The following is a 19,562-nucleotide window of genomic DNA, read 5'->3' as shown; positions in this document are numbered from 1 at the left end:
TTTTTTCCGTTATAATAGACATAAGGAGGTGGGCTTATGTATCTTGCTTTGATTGCAGATGTCATCGATTCTAAAATGGTTCAAGCACGTTTCAACTTGCAAAAACAGTTAGAAGAAACGCTTCAAAAGATGAATGGACTTTTTGCGGACTACTTGGCATCCTGTTTTACCTTAACCTTGGGGGATGAGTTTCAGGCGCTTTTAAAAATGAATGCTCCGGTTTTTCAAATCATCGATACCCTGCGTTCAGAACTAAGCCCGACGCAACTTCGTTTTGGGATTGGTCTTGGAGAGATTGTAACAGCTATTGATCCCTTGCAAAGTATTGGAGCAGATGGTCCAGCCTATTGGAATGCACGCGCAGCCATTAATTTGGTTCATCAGAAAAATGATTATGGCAACACCCAGATCTATTTTTCAAGTGGGAACGACAGCCAGGACTTATTGGTGAACGCCCTCATCGCTTCTGGAGAGGCTATTCGTTCAAGTTGGAGAGACAGTCAGGAAGAAATCCTGCTTGATCTTTTAAAGAGATCTGTCTATAGCGAAACCTTTAGCCAGCAGGACTTGGCCCAATCACTGGCCATCAACCCAAGTGCTCTGTCCAAACGTTTAAAGAGTAGCAGTATTCGCGTTTATTTACGGGGACGAGCAGCAGCACTAGCTTGTATTCATAGCTTAGAGAAAGGAGAGGCCTATGAGCGGATTGTCTAGTATCGTAACGAATCCATACTTGATCCTCTTGTTGATTTGTCATTTGTTATCGGATTATTATTTTCAAAGTCAGAAGATGGCAGATCGCAAGGATCAGGATCAGAAAGTACTTGGCCTTCATATTCTGTATGTGGCTTTGCCTTTGTTCATTGTTTCGCTCTTTCATCTAGACTTGTGGTGGATTTGCTTGATCATTTTGCTGACTCATGCGGGAATAGATTATGGTAAGCCCTGGCTTCAAAAAAAGTTAGAACTGAAAACTTCCTGGACCTTTGCGCTGGATCAAGTCTTGCATATCGGTATCATTACTTGTCTAGTCCTTTTAGGAGCGAAGAATGGTTCAACCTATCTGCCTATGGACAGTTTAAATCTGATTTTATATGTTCTCCTAGTTGGGAAACCGACCAATATTGTTTTTAAAATTCTGTTTGCTAAGTATCAACCAACCAGCAAGAAGAAAATGGATACTATCACTGGGGCTGGTTCCATGATTGGCTTTTTAGAGCGTTTGGTGATTGGGGCCTGTCTCGTCTATGGGCAATTTGCTTCGATCGGCCTAGTCTTTACAGCCAAGTCCATTGCTCGCTACAATAAAATTTCGGAAAATCCAGCCTTTGCGGAGTATTATTTGATTGGGTCCTTATTCAGTATCCTCTCTGCCCTCTTAGCAGCCTGGTTGTGCCTATAAGGAAACAAATAACAGACTTAAGCCTAGACAGGAAGGATTAGCCTTCCTGTCTTTTTACCTGGCTTTTTGGTATAATAGACCGAGTAGAAAATTAGAAAGATTTGTGGGTGTCAAACAGTCCAGTGTATTTTACTATGGATTTCGATTCCACCCAAAGAGGTATTAGTGTCATGTCTCAATCTTATATCAATGTTATCGGTGCGGGCCTTGCTGGCTCGGAAGCGGCTTATCAGATTGCCCAACAGGGAATTCCGGTCAAGCTCTATGAAATGCGTGGGGTCAAATCTACTCCGCAACATAAAACAGACAATTTTGCTGAGTTAGTCTGTTCCAACTCTCTTCGTGGGGATTCGTTAACCAATGCTGTCGGGCTCCTCAAAGAAGAAATGCGTTGCTTGGGTTCGGTCATTCTTGAAGCAGCAGAAGCGACTCGGGTACCTGCCGGTGGAGCTCTTGCTGTGGACCGGGAAGGCTTTGCTAGCCGAGTGACGGAAAAGGTGTCCCAACACCCGCTCATTGAAGTCATTCGCGATGAAATTACAGAATTGCCTACAGATGCGATCACAGTGGTCGCAACGGGTCCTCTAACCAGCGATGCCTTGGCAGAAAAGATCCATGCCCTCAATGGTGGCGATGGCTTCTATTTCTACGATGCAGCGGCTCCGATCATCGATGTCAATACGGTCGATATGGACAAGGTTTATCTCAAATCACGCTATGACAAGGGAGAAGCAGCCTATCTCAACTGTCCCATGACCAAACAAGAGTTTATGGACTTCCATGAGGCTTTGGTGAATGCGGAAGAAGCCCCGCTCAGCTCTTTTGAAAAAGAAAAGTATTTCGAAGGTTGTATGCCAATTGAAGTCATGGCTAAACGCGGCATCAAAACGATGCTCTATGGTCCCATGAAGCCAGTTGGGCTCGAGTATCCGGATGACTACAAAGGACCTCGTGATGGGGAGTTTAAGACCCCATACGCAGTCGTTCAGTTACGCCAAGACAATGCAGCGGGAAGTCTTTACAATATCGTTGGTTTCCAAACGCATCTCAAATGGGGTGAGCAAAAACGAGTCTTCCAAATGATTCCAGGTTTGGAAAATGCGGAGTTTGTGAGATACGGAGTCATGCACCGCAACTCTTACATGGATTCTCCAAATCTGCTTGAACAAACCTACCGTTCGAAGAAACAAGCCAACCTCTTCTTTGCAGGTCAAATGACAGGGGTAGAAGGCTATGTCGAGTCGGCAGCTTCAGGTTTGGTGGCTGGGATTAATGCAGCTCGTCTCTTTAATGGGGAAGAAGCACTTGTGTTCCCTGAAACAACTGCTATCGGAAGTTTAGCCCACTATATCACCCATGCTGACAGCAAGCATTTCCAACCCATGAATGTCAACTTCGGGATAATCAAGGAGCTAGAAGGCCCACGCATTCGAGATAAGAAAGAACGCTATGAAAAAATTGCCGAACGTTCTTTAGAAGATTTGGCCCAATTTATGGAAAAATAGTGTATGAAGTGAAAAAGTTTGGAGAAAATCCAGACTTTTTCTTCTAAAAATGGTATAATGAATAAAATTTAGAATATAGAGAGTTTTCTGACAATGAACAATTCCTATTTTTATTTAGATATGAAGACACACGAGTTGAAAGTGCCTTATACCGGAAAACTCCGTCGTGTGCGAGTCTTATTACCTAAGAATTATGAAACAGATACCGATCGACGCTACCCTGTGGTTTATTTTCATGATGGGCAAAATGTCTTCTATAGCAAGGAGGCCTATGTAGGTCACTCTTGGAAGGTCATTCCAGCCATTAAGCGGAATCCCGATATTAGTCGGATGATTGTTGTTGCGATTGATAATGATGGCTTACAGCGTATGAACGAATACTCTGCCTGGAAATACAAGGAATCCAATATCCCTGGGATGCAATTTGGTGGCAAGGGTATTGAGTACGGAGAGTTCGTTATGGAAGTGGTCAAACCTTTCATTGATCAAGAATATCGAACGCTTGCTGATCGAGAACATACAGCCATGATTGGCTCGTCGCTTGGTGGAAATATTACCCAATTTTTGGGCTTGGAATACCAAGACCAAATCGGTTGTCTGGGAGTCTTCTCATCTGCTAACTGGTTACACCAAGAGACTTTTGACCGCTATATTGAGCGGAAGAACCTTTATGCAGATCAACGTATCTACATCTATGTGGGGACTGAAGAGGCGGATGATACAGATAAAACCCTGATGGCAGGGAATATCAAGCAAGCCTATATTGACTCATCTCTTCGTTACTATCATGATGTCATTCAACAAGGAGTAGCTTTAGAAAATATCGCCATTCGGATTCAGTCTGGAGCTATCCACCATGAAGAGGCCTGGGCAGAGCATTTACCGGAATGTCTGCGTTTCTTAGCAGAGAAGTGGGACTAGAAGCTTTTAAATTTTTATCATAAAGAAAGAGGGAACCTATGAATATTGAACATCTAAGCCACTGGAGTGGTCAACTTAACCGCGAAATGTATCTAAACCGTTATGGACATGCAGGGATTCCTGTAGTGGTCTTCGCTTCATCAGGTGGAAGCCATAACGAATACTATGATTTTGGTATGATTGATGCCTGTGCTCAGTTCATCGAAGAAGGACGGGTTCAATTTTTCACCCTTTCAAGTGTCGATAGTGAAAGCTGGCTTTGTAATTGGAAAAACCCTCACGACCGTGCAGAAATGCATCGTGCCTATGAACGCTACGTGATTGAAGAAGCCATTCCTTTCATTAAGCACAAAACGGGTTGGTTTGACCCAATGATGACAACCGGTTGCTCTATGGGAGCCTACCATGCCCTTAATTTCTTCTTGCAACATCCAGATGTTTTCAACAAAGTTGTAGCTTTGAGTGGTATCTATGATGCTCGTTTCTTTGTTGGTGAGTTTGGTGGGGATGAAGCGATTTACCAAAATTCTCCATCTGATTACATTTGGCATCAAAATGATGGCTGGTTTATCGACCGTTACCGTCAGGCGGAGATTGTCGTTTGTACCGGTCTTGGCGCTTGGGAACAGGATGGCCTACCATCTTTCTACAAACTGAAAGAAGCCTTTGACCAGAAAAATATTCCTGCTTGGTTTGCTGAATGGGGACACGATGTAGCCCATGATTGGGACTGGTGGCGCAAGCAAATGCCATATTTCTTAGGACAAATGTATCTATAAGTCAAAAAGGGAGGAGACTTCTATGAATTATCTTGTTATTTCACCTTATTATCCACAAAATTTCCAACAATTCACCATTGAACTAGCTAACAAAGGAATCACTGTCTTGGGGATTGGTCAAGAGCCGTACGAACAGTTAGATGAGCCTTTGCGCAATAGTTTGACAGAGTATTTCCGTGTAGAAAATATGGAAGACTTAGATGAAGTGAAGCGTGCAACAGCCTTTCTGTTCTATAAACACGGCCCAATCGATCGCATCGAGTCTCATAATGAATACTGGTTGGAATTGGATGCGGCACTTCGTGAGCAATTTAATGTCTTTGGGGCCAAACCTAAAGATTTGAAGAAAACCAAGTTTAAATCAGAAATGAAAAAACTCTTCAAGAAAGCAGGAGTTCCTGTCGTTCCTGGTGCTGTGGTAAAAGCAGAAAAAGATATCGACAAGGCTGTGAAGAAGATTGGGTTGCCATTGATTGCCAAGCCTGATAATGGAGTAGGTGCAGCAGCGACCTTTAAACTTGAAACACCAGAAGATGTCGACCATTTTAAAGCTGAATGGGATGGACATACGGAGTACTTCTTTGAGAAATTCGTCACTTCTAGCGAGATTTGTACCTTCGATGGTCTGGTCGATCGCGATGGTAACATTGTCTTCTCAACTACTTTTGACTATGCCTATACGCCACTTGACTTAATGCTCTACAAGATGGACAATTCTTATTATGTCCTCAAAGAGATGGATCCAAAATTGCGTCAATACGGAGAAGCGATTGTCAAAGCTTTTGGAATGAAGGAGCGTTTCTTCCATATTGAGTTCTTCCGCGATGGGGATGACTATATTGCGATCGAGTACAATAATCGCCCAGCAGGTGGCTTTACCATCGATTTTACAATTATGCTCACTCTATCGACTTGTACAGAGGCTACGCGGCCCTTGTAGCCGGCGAACCTTTCCCAGCTTCTGAGTTTGAGCCACTTTATTGTTTGGCGACTTCACGCCGTGCCAATGCAGCCTATGTCCTTTCAGAGGAAGAAGTTTTAGCAAAATACCAGCATCAATTCCGAGTGAAAAAAGACATGCCTGCAGCCTTTGCGGAACTTCAAGGGGACTACCTCTACATGTTAACAACGCCAAGTCGTGAAGAGTTAGAACAAATGATTCATGATTTTGGCCAACGCGCTGAATAAAATCTTACCGATAGGTGTTCTCCTATCGGTTTTTTATTGCAAAATTAGTAAGGGCAGTTCAGTATTTAAGTTTGTGAATCTTTTATATAATAGTTTGGGAATTCATATCTATCAGTGTTCTAGACGGATTAGTTTGTGAAAGGAAATGAGCATTTGTTTTGACAGTGCTTTCATTTTTGGCTAGAATAAAAGAGAATGAATAAATGCTAAGAAAGGCGAAATAATGGCAACATTAGACAAAAGTCTCTTATTGGAAATGTTCCGTAAAATGGAAGAAATCCGTCGCATGGACTTAAAAATTGCACAGTTAGTAAAAAAAGGGAAAGTGCCAGGAATGACGCACTTTTCTGTTGGGGAAGAAGCAGCAAACGTTGGAGCGATGCTGGCTTTAAACGATGACGATTTGCTGACATCTAACCACCGTGGTCACGGTCAAGCGATCGCTAAAGGTATCGACCTGAATGGCATGATGGCTGAAATCCTTGGTAAGTATACTGGTACTTGTAAAGGGAAGGGAGGCTCTATGCATATCGCTGACCTGGATGCTGGTAACCTTGGTGCCAACGGTATCGTTGGTGGTGGTATGGGGATTGCTGTAGGGGCTGCCCTTACTCAACAAATGCATAAGACTGGTAAGATTGTTGTCTGCTTCTTTGGGGATGGTGCAACCAATGAAGGTGTCTTCCATGAAGCGGTCAATATGGCTTCCATCTGGAACCTACCAGTAATTTTCTACTGTATTAATAATGGTTATGGAATCTCTGCTGACATTAAGAAAATGACCAATATCCAGCACATTCATGAGCGTAGTGCTGCTTACGGAATTCCAGGAATGTTTATTCCTGATGGTAACAACGTCATTGATGTCTATGAAGGATTCCAAAAAGCTGTTGAACACGTCCGCTCCGGTAAAGGTCCTGTCTTGATCGAAAGTGTCACCTATCGTTGGCTTGGTCATTCTTCATCTGACCCTGGTAAATACCGGACTCGTGAAGAAGTCGAAGAGTGGAAGAAGAAAGATCCGATTGAAAATCTTCGTAAGTATCTCCTTGAAAATGAAATTGCGAGCGCAGAAGAATTGGATCAGATTCAAGAAGAAGTGAAAGATGCCGTTGAAGCTTCAGTGAAATTTGCGGAAGAAAGCCCATTCCCTCCACTCGAATCAGCTTTCGAAGATATTTACGCAGACTAAGGGGGAGTAGAGAATTATGGAAACAAAATTAATGTCTTTCCGCGATACCATTATCCTTGCTATGTCTGAGGAAATGCGTCGCGACGAAAATGTATTGTTGATGGGGGAAGATGTCGGAGTTTTTGGTGGAGACTTCGGAACTTCCGTAGGGATGCTAGAGGAATTCGGTCCAGAACGTATTCGTGACTGTCCAATTTCGGAGGCTGCTATCTCAGGTGCTGCAGCTGGTGCAGCCATGACCGGACTTCGTCCAATCGTTGATATGACCTTCATGGATTTCTCAGTGATTGCCATGGATGCTATCGTCAACCAAGCTGCGAAGACGCGCTACATGTTTGGTGGAAAAGGGCAAGTACCGATGACCATTCGCTGTGCTGCCGGTAACGGAGTTGGATCTGCAGCTCAACACTCCCAATCTTTGGAATCATGGTTTACCCATATTCCTGGTTTGAAAGTTGTTGCTCCGGGAACTCCAGCGGATATGAAAGGACTTCTCAAGTCTTCTATCCGTGATAACAACCCCGTTATCATTCTTGAGTACAAATCAGAATTCAACCAAAAAGGGGAAGTTCCTGTTGATCCCGACTATACTATTCCACTTGGTGTCGGAGAAATCAAACGTGAGGGTACTGATGTCACTGTCGTAACCTACGGGAAAATGCTTCGTCGTGTCATGCAAGCAGCTGAAGAATTAGCTGAAGAAGGCATTTCAGTAGAAGTAGTAGACCCACGTACCTTGGTTCCACTTGATAAAGAGATTATTATTAATTCTGTTAAGAAAACAGGGAAAGTCGTCCTTGTCAATGATGCCCATAAAACAAGTGGTTATATCGGTGAAATCTCAGCTATCATTTCTGAATCAGAAGCATTTGATTACCTGGATGCACCCATCCGTCGTTGTGCGGGGGAAGATGTGCCAATGCCTTACGCACAAAACCTTGAAAATGCAATGATTCCAACAGTTGCAAGCATCAAAGATGCCATTCGGAAAACGTATAATAAAGAATGATACATAATTTAAATTATGTGGCATCTATTGAATCAGACGAAGAAACTTTGTATCTATCGATGCAAAGTTCTCTGCGTCCTTGATATCTAAGATTAGAGCACGGGCTAAAAGCTCGGAAAAAAGATAAATCTCCTTGACTTCATCGAAGTCTGCGTTGATTTCCTATTTTTCGGACGCTTTTAAACGCCCTTTGCATCATATAATTGAACTCGGGCTAAAGTCTGTGTGAAAAAGATAAACTTTCCTAGAAACTAAAGTTTCTTCGTCAAGTTTCCTATTTTCACTTTGACTTTTAACGCCCTTAGTATCTTATAATAGAATAGGAGAGGTCATGGCTGATGATAAGCTAAGAGCGACTCCTGCGGCTAGAAAATTAGCGGATGATCTTGGGATCAACCTCTATGATGTTTCTGGTTCAGGCGCAAACGGTCGTGTCCACAAAGAAGACGTGGAAACATATAAAGACACAAATGTGGTTCGCATTTCACCACTTGCAAAACGAATTGCTTTAGAACACAATATTGCTTGGCAAGAAATCCAAGGAACTGGTCATCGTGGCAAGATCATGAAGAAGGACGTCCTTGCTTTCCTTCCTGAAAATATTGAGAAGGATACCATTAAGTCACCTGCTCAAATCGAGAAGGTGGAGGAAGCTCCAGATAATGTGACACCTTATGGTGAAATCGAGCGAATTCCGATGACACCAATGCGGAAGGTAATCGCTCAACGGATGGTAGAATCTTATTTGACAGCACCAACCTTTACATTGAACTATGACGTCGATATGTCTCAAATGTTGGCCCTTCGTAAGAAAGTATTGGATCCAATCATGGAAGCAACTGGCAAGAAAGTCACTGTAACAGATTTGCTTTCTCTAGCAGTGGTTAAGACCTTGATGAAACATCCATACATCAATGCGTCATTGACGGAAGATGGCAAAACCATCATCACTCACAACTATGTCAACTTGGCTATGGCGGTTGGGATGGACAATGGGCTGATGACACCGGTTGTCTATAACGCAGAAAAGATGACTTTATCAGAGTTGGTGGTAGCCTTCAAGGACGTTATCGGACGGACCTTGGACGGTAAATTAGCGCCAAGCGAATTGCAAAATTCAACCTTTACTATCAGTAACTTGGGAATGTTTGGTGTTCAATCTTTTGGACCGATTATCAACCAACCAAACTCTGCCATTCTTGGGGTTAGCTCGACAATTGAGAAACCTGTTGTAGTTAATGGTGAAATCGTGATTCGTCCAATTATGAGTCTTGGTTTAACAATTGACCACCGTGTCGTAGATGGTATGGCTGGTGCTAAGTTTATGAAAGACTTGAAAGCCTTGATTGAAGACCCGATTTCAATGTTGGTCTAATTAACGAGAGAGAATAGAAACAAGAAAAAGAGGGAAATAAAATGGCCTTAGAAGTAATTATGCCAAAAGCCGGCGTAGATATGACCGAAGGACAAATCGTTCAGTGGAATAAAAAAGTCGGCGAATTTGTAAAAGAAGGAGAAATTCTCCTTGAAATCATGACTGACAAAGTCAGCATGGAATTGGAAGCTGAAGAAGACGGTTACTTGATCGCTATCCTGAAAGGGGACGGCGAGACTGTTCCTGTAACAGAAGTGATTGGTTATCTTGGTGAAGAAGGGGAAAATATCCCAACAGCTGGAGCAACTGCACCAGAAGCTAGCCCAGCACCTGCAGCAAGCGCTTCGAACGATGATGGTAAGAGCGATGATGCTTATGATATCGTTGTTATTGGTGGTGGTCCTGCTGGTTACGTATCTGCTATCAAGGCGGCTCAATTGGGTGGTAAGGTTGCTCTTGTTGAAAAATCTGAACTTGGTGGAACTTGCTTGAACCGCGGATGTATCCCAACTAAGACTTACCTACACAACGCTGAAATCATTGAAAATATCGGTCATGCGGCAAACCGTGGGATCATCATTGACAATCCTAGCTTCACAGTGGATATGGACAAGGTTCTTGAAACTAAGAACAAGGTCGTAAATACTTTGGTTGGTGGTGTTGCAGGACTTCTTCGTAGCTACGGAGTGGATGTTCATAAGGGGATCGGTACCATTACGAAAGATAAGAATGTTTTGGTCAATGGTTCTGAGTTACTTGAAACTAAGAAAATTATCCTTGCTGGTGGTTCAAAAGTCAGCAAGATTAACGTTCCTGGTATGGAGTCTTCCCTTGTAATGACGAGTGATGACATCTTGGATATGAATGAAGTCCCAGAAAGCCTTGTGATCATTGGTGGTGGGGTTGTCGGTATCGAGCTTGGTCAAGCCTTTATGACCTTTGGTTCAAAAGTAACTGTTATTGAAATGATGGACCGCATTGTTCCAGCTATGGATGCGGAAGTATCTAAGAACCTTCGTTTGATCCTTGAACGCAAAGGTATGACAATCTTGACCGATACGAAACTGCAAGAAATCATTGAAGAAGATGGCAAACTTCGTATCAAGGTTGAAGGAAAAGACGATATCATTGCAAACAAAGCTCTTCTTTCAATCGGTCGTGTTCCAGATCTTGAAGGAATCGGAGAAGTTGAGTTTGAATTAGACCGTGGTCGTATCAAGGTCAATGAATATATGGAAACATCTGTTCCAGGTATCTATGCGCCAGGTGATATCAACGGTACGAAGATGTTGGCTCACGCTGCCTTCCGTATGGGTGAAGTAGCGGCTGAAAATGCCCTTAAGGGAAACCACGCTGTTGCCAAATTGAACTTGACTCCTGCAGCTATCTACACACTTCCAGAAGTTGCGGCTGTTGGTTTGACAGAAGAACAAGCTCGTGAGAAATATGATATCCAAATCGGTAAATTCAACTTTGCGGCTAACGGACGTGCCATTGCATCAGATGCGGCTCAAGGATTTGTAAAAGTCATTGCAGACAAGAAATATGGTGAAGTTCTTGGGGTTCACATCATTGGTCCAGCGGCAGCTGAATTGATTAACGAAGCTTCAACTATCATTGAGATGGAAATCACTGTAGAAGAAATGCTCAAGACCATCCATGGGCACCCAACCTTCTCAGAAGTGATGTACGAAGCCTTTGCGGATGTACTTGGCTTGGCAGTTCACTCACCTAAGAAGAAATAATATCATTCTTTCAATTAGATTTTCTTAAAGTAGTACGGACGGCAGCGACCTCTATTAGAGTTCCATGCCTAAAAATTGAGCCACTTGTCTCAATTTTTCCGAGAAATGTAACGATAACTCGTTACATTTCTTTTTACTACTTCAGAAAATTAAGTGAAATTCAACTATTTCTGTCTAATGCTCATCCTGCTATGAGTAGGATTTATAAAACGAATTTTTGGAATTACTATGAAATACATTATTAATTATTCAAATGACACTGCTTTTAATATTGCTTTAGAGGAATATGCTTTTAAACACCTTTTGGACGAGGATCAAATCTTCCTTCTTTGGATCAACAAACCATCGATCATTGTGGGCCGTCACCAAAATACCATTGAAGAAATCAACCGTGACTACGTTCGGGAGCATGGGATTGAAGTGGTTCGCCGGATCAGTGGTGGTGGAGCTGTTTATCACGATTTGAACAACCTCAACTACACCATCATTTCAAAAGAAGATGAAAACAAGGCTTTTGACTTCAAGAGCTTCTCGACTCCAGTGATCAATACCTTGGCTCAACTTGGGGTTAAGGCTGAATTTACAGGTCGTAATGACTTAGAGATTGACGGCAAGAAATTCTGTGGAAATGCCCAAGCTTACATCAATGGTCGGATCATGCACCATGGTTGCCTTCTCTTTGACGTTGATTTGTCAGTCCTTGCCAATGCTCTCAAGGTATCTAAAGACAAGTTCGAGTCTAAAGGGGTTAAATCGGTTCGTGCTCGTGTGACCAATATCATCGATGAATTGCCAGAAAAAATCACGGTTGAAGAGTTCCGTGACCTACTTTTGGACTACATGAAGAAAGAATATCCTGAGATGACAGAATATGTCTTCTCGGATGAAGAATTGGCTGAAATCAATCGTATTAAGGAAACCAAGTTCGGTAGCTGGGATTGGAACTATGGGAAGTCCCCTGAATACAATGTCCGTCGTGGCACCAAATTCCCAAGCGGTAAGGTTGAAATCTTCGCAAATGTCATTGAATCCAAAATCCAAGACATCAAGATTTACGGTGACTTTTTCGGTATCGAAGATGTTGCAGCAGTAGAAGATGTCCTTCGTGGTGTCAAATACGAACGCGAAGACGTTCTTAAAGCCCTTCAAACCATTAACCTAGGTCGTTACTTCGCAGGAATCACTGCAGAAGAAATTGCTGAGGCTGTGGTGGAATAAAGTCATAAGAGAGTGGGACAGAAATCGGTAATTCGTTAGAATTCGATTTCGTCGTCCCACCTCCGCACAGTTGAGTAGGGCTGTAAAAGCTGATGAAATCGGCGTAGTAGAGCCCACTCAACCACTGCGTCTTGCTCGACAAAATAAAAACAATTTAGAGGCTAGGACTTCTGTCCCAGCCTCTTTTTTTGAAACTAGTTTCACATAGAAATTATTGTTTTACTAAGGATTTTGTAGTATAGTAAAGGTGGAAAAGTGTATTCGCTTACAAAGAATGTAACTGTAATTTATAAAACTCAGTAATTATTAAACAACGAAATTAATTGACTAGCTAGGTATTACTTTCCTTTTCTGCTTTAGAAAGTGTGATGATATGAAACGTGTTTTTATTATTTTATCAAACCTTTTCATCTATAGCTTTTTGATTTGGATTGCCTTTATTTCTCCAAATACGCTTATCCACCGCAGTCTTCCGGTAGTAGGTGTGGTAAGACAAGATAAGAGCGTCACATATGAAGAGTTATCTTCCAGTTTAGACCGCTTGGCAAGGGAAAATCATAGTATAATTGCCCGTCAGATACAAAGAACAGACTCTAAGGGGCAGGTTGTTTTCACCTATGAAATCTACGGAGAGGGAAAACTTCCTCTTGGGATTAAAAGAGAGAAGAAAGAACTGGCTGCCAAAGAAAGCCTGCTAACGAATTATTATGTATTAACAGGTGAATTGGAAACTGAAAAGCTGGATCAAACTCTTCATACTCTTGGTTTCTCACAAACTTTTATTGAGAAACCAAATCTTCTGCTGACCTTTATTGCCTTTTTTGGCTCAGGTTCACAATCACTTGCCTTAGTCATTTTTATCATTAGTTTTAGCTCTTTTACGATTATTCAAAAAACACAAGAAATGAGAAGTGCTGGGATTCGATATATTTCAGGAATGAGACGCTTGCAACTTTTCGGACATTCTCTAAAAGATGATAGTATAGAGTTGCTTTTGGGATGTATTGGCGCAAGTATAATTGGTGCTGTTCTGATTTATTGCTTTCAATTGACACCTTTTTCCTATTCCATCGTCATTTTCAGTAGTATTATTTACAATGGGATTTTACTAATTTTGTCTGTTTTCTTATCCTTCCTCTTTGCATATAGTATTCAAACGATTCATTTAGTCCCCCTTTTAAAAGGGAAGGTTCCATTGAAGCGCATATTGGTTTTCCTCTTTATTTGTCAATTTCTCGCTGTGGCATTAATTGGCCTTGCGATTCATCGAATCAGTATTTATGGATCAGTCTGGCAAACTCACCGAGAGGGAAGTGAGGCTTGGTTAAAACAGTCGAATTGGGTCCAAATTAGTACAAGTCGGGAGGATTTTTCACAGAAAACAAACAAAGAGACGCAAATTGAGAACAGAGCAAAATGGTCTAAGCTCATCGAGTCTGGCATTGAAAATGGTGGTCTTTTAGCTTATCATCACCTCGTATCTTTTAGTCCAAAAGGAGTTATGACGGATCCTAGTACAGGTAAAGAGTTTTCAATCACAGATTACGATCCTCTTGCACGAACTCTCTATGTAACTCCAAATTACCTCGAAATCCAAGGTGTTCCAGTTTCTCCTGAAGAAAAAGATCACTTAAATCACTTACAAGCAGGGGAATTTGGTCTGTTACTTCCGGAAAAATTAAAAGGTCGAGAAGAGGAGATGATCAAACGATATGAAGATTATCTATCTCCTCGAGATGATCAAGGAAATATCACCTTATCAATGAAGGCGCAGGTAACGTATATTCCGAATCATCAAAAACGCTTTATCTACAACAACACACCAATCAGCTATCAGCAATTCTTTACAGATCCTGTTTTAGTGGTTATACAACCTGAAAGTTTTGGAGGCTATGAGAATCCATATTTCACCCACCTTGATTCCTACCTTTATTTTAATGGGCTTCAGAATAGTAAGAAGCTAATCGCTGAGTATAATCTTGAAAAAAGTGTTAGTCAGTACGACTATGCAGTGGACGTTTACCAGCAAATGGCCCAAAAAATACAAATAGAAAATCTCATGGCGATTGCAGGAGGAGTCTTTGGTATAGCAACCTCTGTTCTTCTTTTTAACACTATGAATTTCCTATATTTTGAAGAGTTTAGAAAACAAATCTTCTTGAAGAAGATTGCAGGTCTGGGATTTGTAAACATTCACCAAATGATTTTGCTCTCAGAAAGTAGCCTCTTGCTATTAGGAAGCCTCTTGGTAATCATTCTCACTTCGGAATGGTGGATTGCTCTTGTCACTCTCTTGCTATTTATTACTAATGCTTGGTTCATTCTCCTGTACCGGTCTCATAAAGAAGACCACTTGTTAGCCACTGTACTGAAAGGAGCCTAATATGATTAGCGTAGAACATTTAACCAAATCATTTGGCCAACGAACTGTCTTTCAAGATTTGAGCTTGCAATTTACAGAAGGTAAGGTCTATGCTCTGATCGGAAATAGTGGGTGTGGTAAAACAACCTTGCTTAATATTTTGGCGAAGATAGAGCCTTATGAAGAAGGGAGTATAAGCTATCAGGGGCAAGAACTGAAACAAATCAAACAGCATCACTTCTTTAAGCGTGAATTAGGTTATCTCTTCCAAAACTTTGGCCTACTTGAAAACGAAACGATCGCTAAAAATTTAGATTTGGGATTGATTGGGCAAAAATTAACGAAAAAAGAGAAGAAGCAGCAAGAGGAAGAAGTGCTCAAAAAAGTAGGATTGGCTTACCTTGCTCTGGATCAAAAGATTTATGAATTATCGGGGGGAGAGGCGCAACGTGTCGCATTAGCTAAAGTTATTTTAAAAGATCCACCTTTAATTTTGGCAGATGAACTAACTGCAGCACTGGATCCAGAAACCTCACAAGAGGTGATGGACTTGCTCTTAATGTTAAAGAATCAAGAGCGTATAATCATTATCGCAACCCATAATCCAGTGATTTGGGAAAAAGCTGACGAAGTGATAAAACTCAACTAGTCCATGGCTGAAGAATGGTTTGATTTTCTACATTATCTTTTATAGCTAGCTATTCATGAGGTATAGGCTGATGAAGAAAAAAGATCTTGTCAAACAAAAATTTTTAAGTTTTATCATCATTGGGATTATCATACTCTTATCAGCCTGCACTCTTGTAGGGCCACCCCAAAAATCTCCTTCCGGTAGTACCAATGTGTCTAGGAAAATAGGATTCGAGGAAAGAAAGGCAGAAGATTTATTAAAAAATTCTATTCCTATTCCTTATCCAGATGGGAAAATCTTTACACCTACCGCGCTGTCAAATGATGGGATTGCTTATGGCGAGGCTGTTGACCAAGGACACGAAGATCAGAATTATCTTGCCTGTATGAATTTACATACCAAGGACTTTCAAAAGATAAAAGATGTTGAAAAGACATCTAATCTGACTCATGTGGCTGTTAGCTATGTAGATCATGATATTGTTGTTTTTGAAGAGTATGATCAACTCAATCAGACAGGGATTTACTATCTTTGGAAGATAAAAGACAAATCTTTAACGACACTGATCGATAGGAAACCTATTGGAACGGTTCCAGTTACTCAAGTAGCTCGATCCAACCAGAAACTCTTTATAAATTATGAAGTAGGCGATAGCCTATATCAAATTGAAGAATTTGACCTTGAAACAGGGTCTCATCAGACGATTGAATCAGAAAATAGCGGTTTTCCGAATGTCTTTAAAGATTACTTGTATTATGTACAAATTGATAACACAGCTTTAACCACAAAAATTGTAGCCTACTCCTTAAGTGATGGGCAGAAAAAGGTTATAGATCAAACAAAGGATGATCAACGCTATTATGTCGATTTATTGACGAATGGGCACAAACTCCTTTACTTGGTTGTAAATAATAAAGACGCTTCATTTACCTTTGAAAATAAAAACTATAAGAAGATATTTTCTACTTCACAGGCAGAAACCTCCATATATCGCAATATTTATCTCACATATATGGGAGAAAGAAGAAGTGAGGAGCGTGTTAAATCTCAATATTATTTGTGGGATTTAAAGCATCGGATTCATTATTTATATGATCATGGCCCCATTTTACTATCGGATAAAGGGATTCTATGGATTCAATTCAAAAAGAAGGATAGTGAGATTCCAAAAGGTGAAATCTACCGAAATGAAAACTCCGTAATGCGCTATCAGGAATGGTAGAAAGGAGAAAAATCATGAGAAAAGTTCATTTATTTCTTGTATTTCTAGCTTTGCTTGGTTTATCTGGCTGTACAGAGACACAAAAAAGAAGCCAAACAAGTCCTTCTAGCACTCGTAAGGTCACATCCTCTTCATCAAAAACAGTTAGTGAAAAAACGAAGGAGCGTACAGAACCTAATCCACCAATGCCAGCAGAAGTAGTAGAGCGATTAAAAATCAAGGAAGGCAGAACGGAAGCCGGTAGTCAGGAAACCTTGCCATCTTCAAGCGAGGAACAAGCTTCATTGAAAGAGAATACGCAACCTTCTCAATCGGTCAAACAAGGAACATCGTCCCAAGAGAATCAAGGGATCCGAAAACTATTGCCTATTTCTTTAAAACTTCAAGAAGAATGGTATTTCTGTGCTCCAGCGACAGTCCATATGATGCTGGCTAGTCGAGGGGTTAGCGTCTCTCAACATCAATTAGCTAAGGAAATGGGGACTTATAATCCCTATGGGACTCATAATCGAGATGCGATTCGCGTATTGAATCAGAATCTATTTGGCTATCCAGAACCAAGTGGAAATCAAGCTGGTTATCGACTAGCTACTGTAACGGACGCTCGTCCAGATTCTGAAGATATCCGAATCTTTAAAGAACGCGTGCGCAAAGATATTGATGATGGCTATCCTCTCTATTACACCTTCAATGTGGCACAAATCTATCCTGGAAAAAGTGGGGAACATAATGTGATTGGAGTAGGCTATGAATTGACAGCAGATGGCAAGGACATCTCAGCAATCTATTATCTAGACCCCGATACACATGTACAGGATCCAACCTATGGAGGCTTGAAGAAACTGACACCAGAGGAGTTATTAGCAGCCATGGTTACATGCGGTGAGAAAAATTATGCCTGGTGAGAAAATATAGTTGTAAAACGAAAGTTAGTTCATGACACGGTCTCTTTTCTTGATATTCAAAAATAATGAGAGTAGAATATAGAGGAAATCTCAACAAAAAAGGGGTTCATATTCGATGATGAAAATTCCAGTTGAAAATCTTGGTCTATTTGAACAGTTAGATCGTATAGTAGTGGCTTTTTTTAGCAAGCAACAACCTTCAAGTCCATATGATTTGAATATCAGTATTACACAAGAACACCTTGACCGGAAAAAGCAAGAGCTCGAACCATTAGGCTATCAAGCTGTCCAACTACCATTAGGAATGGCTTTAGATAATATCATCCAGCAACCTCATTATAAAAATTTAATCCTTGGTGGACTTGCTCCCGACGAAATTATCGTCAGCAAAGAAGAATTAATGCCTTTGAAAGATATTGTAGATAGTTTTTGTATTATGTACGCTGCAGCGAATAACAGACTGGAAAATAGTAAGGCTTATGAATTAATGAAAGATAAGACGGTTTATTTTATTGGTAAACTATTTACAGATTTTCCAAAAACAGGTGATGAAATTGCTTATTTAGGAATTGATCGAATAGCGAGCGATGGTACACCATATGAAGCAGTTAAATGCTTTCTAACGGAAGAGAGTGCAGAGAAGTTCAATGGTGAAAAAAGACCGGTCACCCCTGCAAACTTGGTCTATCTAAAATCATTCTGGGGAAAACCAGTCATTATTGAGCCACACCGTAATTATTGGATCGAATTTTTATAGAAAGAATAAAAGAGCGTAAGATTTCATAAAAAATCCTACGCTCTTTTTCTAACGCTGAAATATTACATAATTTATATTATGTATCTCATAAACTATCCAAGGCATTTTTCTGTTCGTCATTAACGATATGCGTATACAAGTCTGTTACCTGTGTGCTAGCGTGTCCTAGCTGGTGGCTGACCAAAACTTGGGATTTGGTAGCATCATAGAGACGGGTTGCAAGAGTATGCCGCAGTTTGTGGGGGGTTACGCGGACTTTGAAGTCTTCTGAATACTTGGCCACCATCTTTTCAACACTAGAAGCATCAATCCGGTTTGGAACACCTCGATACAAGGTTAAGAAGAGGGCTGTATCGGTCTTCTCTGTCTTGTATCGTTTGTCTCGAATAGCAAGATATTGCTCTAAATAAGGCTTAGCAAAGGCAGCAACATTGACTGAGTCTCGTTTTCCACCTTTTCGAGTGACGTCAATCACCATCATCTTAAGGTTGAGATCTCGAAGATCAAGGTTAACTGCTTCAGAGAGACGGACACCAGAGGCAAGAAGGAGTGCGATAATCGCTAAATCTCGTTCTTTATTCTTATTAAAGGAAGATAAGGCACGATTTGAGAGTGTTTGAGGGTATTCCTGGTCGATATAGTTAAGGAAACCTTCTGTCTCATCACCTAAAAAGAGCTTTTGCTTGATATTTTCAGCCCGAGCAGCCAAGGTTTCTTTCTTTTTCTTGGTAGCAACCTTCTTCATGACATTACGGTAGAAATAAGGTTCCCCTTGCTCGTTTTCAACTTCCTCAGTCAAATACTTATAAAGGCTAGAAAGTGCCGAAAGGGTACGGTTAATGGTTGTTTGAGAAACCCCATTTTTCGTAGTATTGGCATTAAGCAGAGGACGTTCACGCAAGTAAAGTATGAAGGATTCCATATCTTTCTTGGTCATGTGCTCCAGAACCTCTAAAGGGATATTAGCCACGGTGTCAGCATCTGATATACCAGATTCCAAGACCCAGGTGAAAAATCGATCGTATTCCTTTAAGTATTCGTATAAGGTCGTAAAACTATATGGAACGGCCAGTTTTGATTGGTAATATTCTAAGACGTACCAAGGCATGACTTGTTTGAGTTTATCAATCCGTTCTAATAAGATCTCGCGTTTCATGTTTTTCTCCAAATCTTTCTATACTAGTAGTATAGCATAGCTAGATATATTTTTCAAGAAAATTATAGTTTTTCGGAAAGATGTTATAGGGTTTATATAGGTTAACAAAAATTTTTTTTTGAGCAAAAAATGTACTTTATTCCCGCGAAAACTAAATCTTTCGCATACTTAAATTCTGTACATTATCTACTTGAA

At 40.9% G+C, this 19,562-nt stretch carries 16 protein-coding genes and 1 pseudogene; 16 read left to right on the top strand and 1 reads right to left on the bottom strand.

Translation table 11 applies throughout. From position 1 onward, the window contains the following. Positions 1–36: 36 nt before the first annotated feature. The 16 genes and pseudogenes from HMPREF9186_RS01550 to HMPREF9186_RS01475 all read left to right on the top strand — a co-directional run bounded on the left by HMPREF9186_RS01550 (position 37) and on the right by HMPREF9186_RS01475 (position 18,211). Complete coding sequence (locus tag HMPREF9186_RS01550) at positions 37–714, top strand: SatD family protein (RefSeq protein WP_009731065.1); 678 nt, start codon at positions 37–39, stop codon at positions 712–714. Continuing rightward, positions 698–1,402 (top strand): DUF3307 domain-containing protein, encoded by a 705-nt coding sequence (locus HMPREF9186_RS01545; RefSeq protein ID WP_009731064.1) that lies wholly within the window; start codon positions 698–700, stop codon positions 1,400–1,402. The genes HMPREF9186_RS01550 and HMPREF9186_RS01545 overlap by 17 nt, the downstream gene beginning before the upstream one ends. Positions 1,403–1,572: 170 nt before the next feature. Beyond that, positions 1,573–2,907 carry a methylenetetrahydrofolate--tRNA-(uracil(54)-C(5))-methyltransferase (FADH(2)-oxidizing) TrmFO gene (gene trmFO, locus HMPREF9186_RS01540; protein WP_009731063.1) on the top strand — a complete coding sequence of 445 codons (1,335 nt, stop codon included), beginning with the start codon at positions 1,573–1,575 and terminating at the stop codon, positions 2,905–2,907. Between the two features lie 93 nt (positions 2,908–3,000). After that, positions 3,001–3,828, top strand: coding sequence for an alpha/beta hydrolase (locus HMPREF9186_RS01535; RefSeq protein WP_009731062.1), 828 nt, complete (start codon positions 3,001–3,003; stop codon positions 3,826–3,828). 38 nt (positions 3,829–3,866) lie between these two features. Continuing rightward, complete coding sequence (locus HMPREF9186_RS01530; RefSeq protein WP_009731061.1) at positions 3,867–4,607, top strand: esterase family protein; 741 nt, start codon at positions 3,867–3,869, stop codon at positions 4,605–4,607. A 22-nt stretch (positions 4,608–4,629) separates the two neighbouring features. Further along, positions 4,630–5,795 (top strand): annotated as a pseudogene (locus tag HMPREF9186_RS01525) (ATP-grasp domain-containing protein). Positions 5,796–6,018: 223 nt separating this feature from the next. Next, positions 6,019–6,987, top strand: a complete 969-nt coding sequence (locus HMPREF9186_RS01520) for a thiamine pyrophosphate-dependent dehydrogenase E1 component subunit alpha (protein WP_009731058.1) — start codon at positions 6,019–6,021, stop codon at positions 6,985–6,987. Positions 6,988–7,003: 16 nt separating this feature from the next. Beyond that, positions 7,004–7,996, top strand: a complete 993-nt coding sequence (locus HMPREF9186_RS01515; protein ID WP_009731057.1) for an alpha-ketoacid dehydrogenase subunit beta — start codon at positions 7,004–7,006, stop codon at positions 7,994–7,996. A 331-nt stretch (positions 7,997–8,327) separates the two neighbouring features. Then, positions 8,328–9,371 carry a dihydrolipoamide acetyltransferase gene (locus HMPREF9186_RS01510; protein WP_009731056.1) on the top strand — a complete coding sequence of 348 codons (1,044 nt, stop codon included), beginning with the start codon at positions 8,328–8,330 and terminating at the stop codon, positions 9,369–9,371. A gap of 41 nt (positions 9,372–9,412) precedes the next feature. After that, entirely contained in the window at positions 9,413–11,116 is a 1,704-nt protein-coding gene (gene lpdA / locus HMPREF9186_RS01505) for a dihydrolipoyl dehydrogenase (RefSeq protein WP_009731055.1), read from the top strand. Positions 11,117–11,344: 228 nt separating this feature from the next. After that, the gene (locus HMPREF9186_RS01500; RefSeq protein WP_009731054.1) at positions 11,345–12,334 is read left to right on the top strand and encodes a lipoate--protein ligase; all 990 of its coding nucleotides are present in this window, start codon (positions 11,345–11,347) and stop codon (positions 12,332–12,334) included. Between the two features lie 373 nt (positions 12,335–12,707). Continuing rightward, positions 12,708–14,717 (top strand): DUF1430 domain-containing protein, encoded by a 2,010-nt coding sequence (locus tag HMPREF9186_RS01495; protein WP_009731053.1) that lies wholly within the window; start codon positions 12,708–12,710, stop codon positions 14,715–14,717. Between the two features lies 1 nt (position 14,718). Further along, positions 14,719–15,345, top strand: coding sequence for a putative bacteriocin export ABC transporter (locus tag HMPREF9186_RS01490; RefSeq protein ID WP_009731052.1), 627 nt, complete (start codon positions 14,719–14,721; stop codon positions 15,343–15,345). A gap of 70 nt (positions 15,346–15,415) precedes the next feature. Then, positions 15,416–16,549 (top strand): hypothetical protein, encoded by a 1,134-nt coding sequence (locus HMPREF9186_RS01485; protein WP_009731051.1) that lies wholly within the window; start codon positions 15,416–15,418, stop codon positions 16,547–16,549. A 14-nt stretch (positions 16,550–16,563) separates the two neighbouring features. Then, complete coding sequence (locus HMPREF9186_RS01480) at positions 16,564–17,454, top strand: C39 family peptidase (protein ID WP_009731050.1); 891 nt, start codon at positions 16,564–16,566, stop codon at positions 17,452–17,454. 115 nt (positions 17,455–17,569) lie between these two features. Further along, entirely contained in the window at positions 17,570–18,211 is a 642-nt protein-coding gene (locus tag HMPREF9186_RS01475; protein WP_009731049.1) for a hypothetical protein, read from the top strand. 85 nt (positions 18,212–18,296) lie between these two features. On the opposite strand, the gene xerS is transcribed toward HMPREF9186_RS01475, so the two are convergent. Further along, entirely contained in the window at positions 18,297–19,367 is a 1,071-nt protein-coding gene (xerS, locus tag HMPREF9186_RS01470) for a tyrosine recombinase XerS (RefSeq protein ID WP_009731048.1), read from the bottom strand. Between the last annotated feature and the right edge of the window lie 195 nt (positions 19,368–19,562).

The organism is Streptococcus sp. F0442 (assembly GCF_000314795.2).
GTDB lineage: Bacteria > Bacillota > Bacilli > Lactobacillales > Streptococcaceae > Streptococcus.
This window is presented reverse-complemented; position numbering and strand designations above follow the sequence as displayed.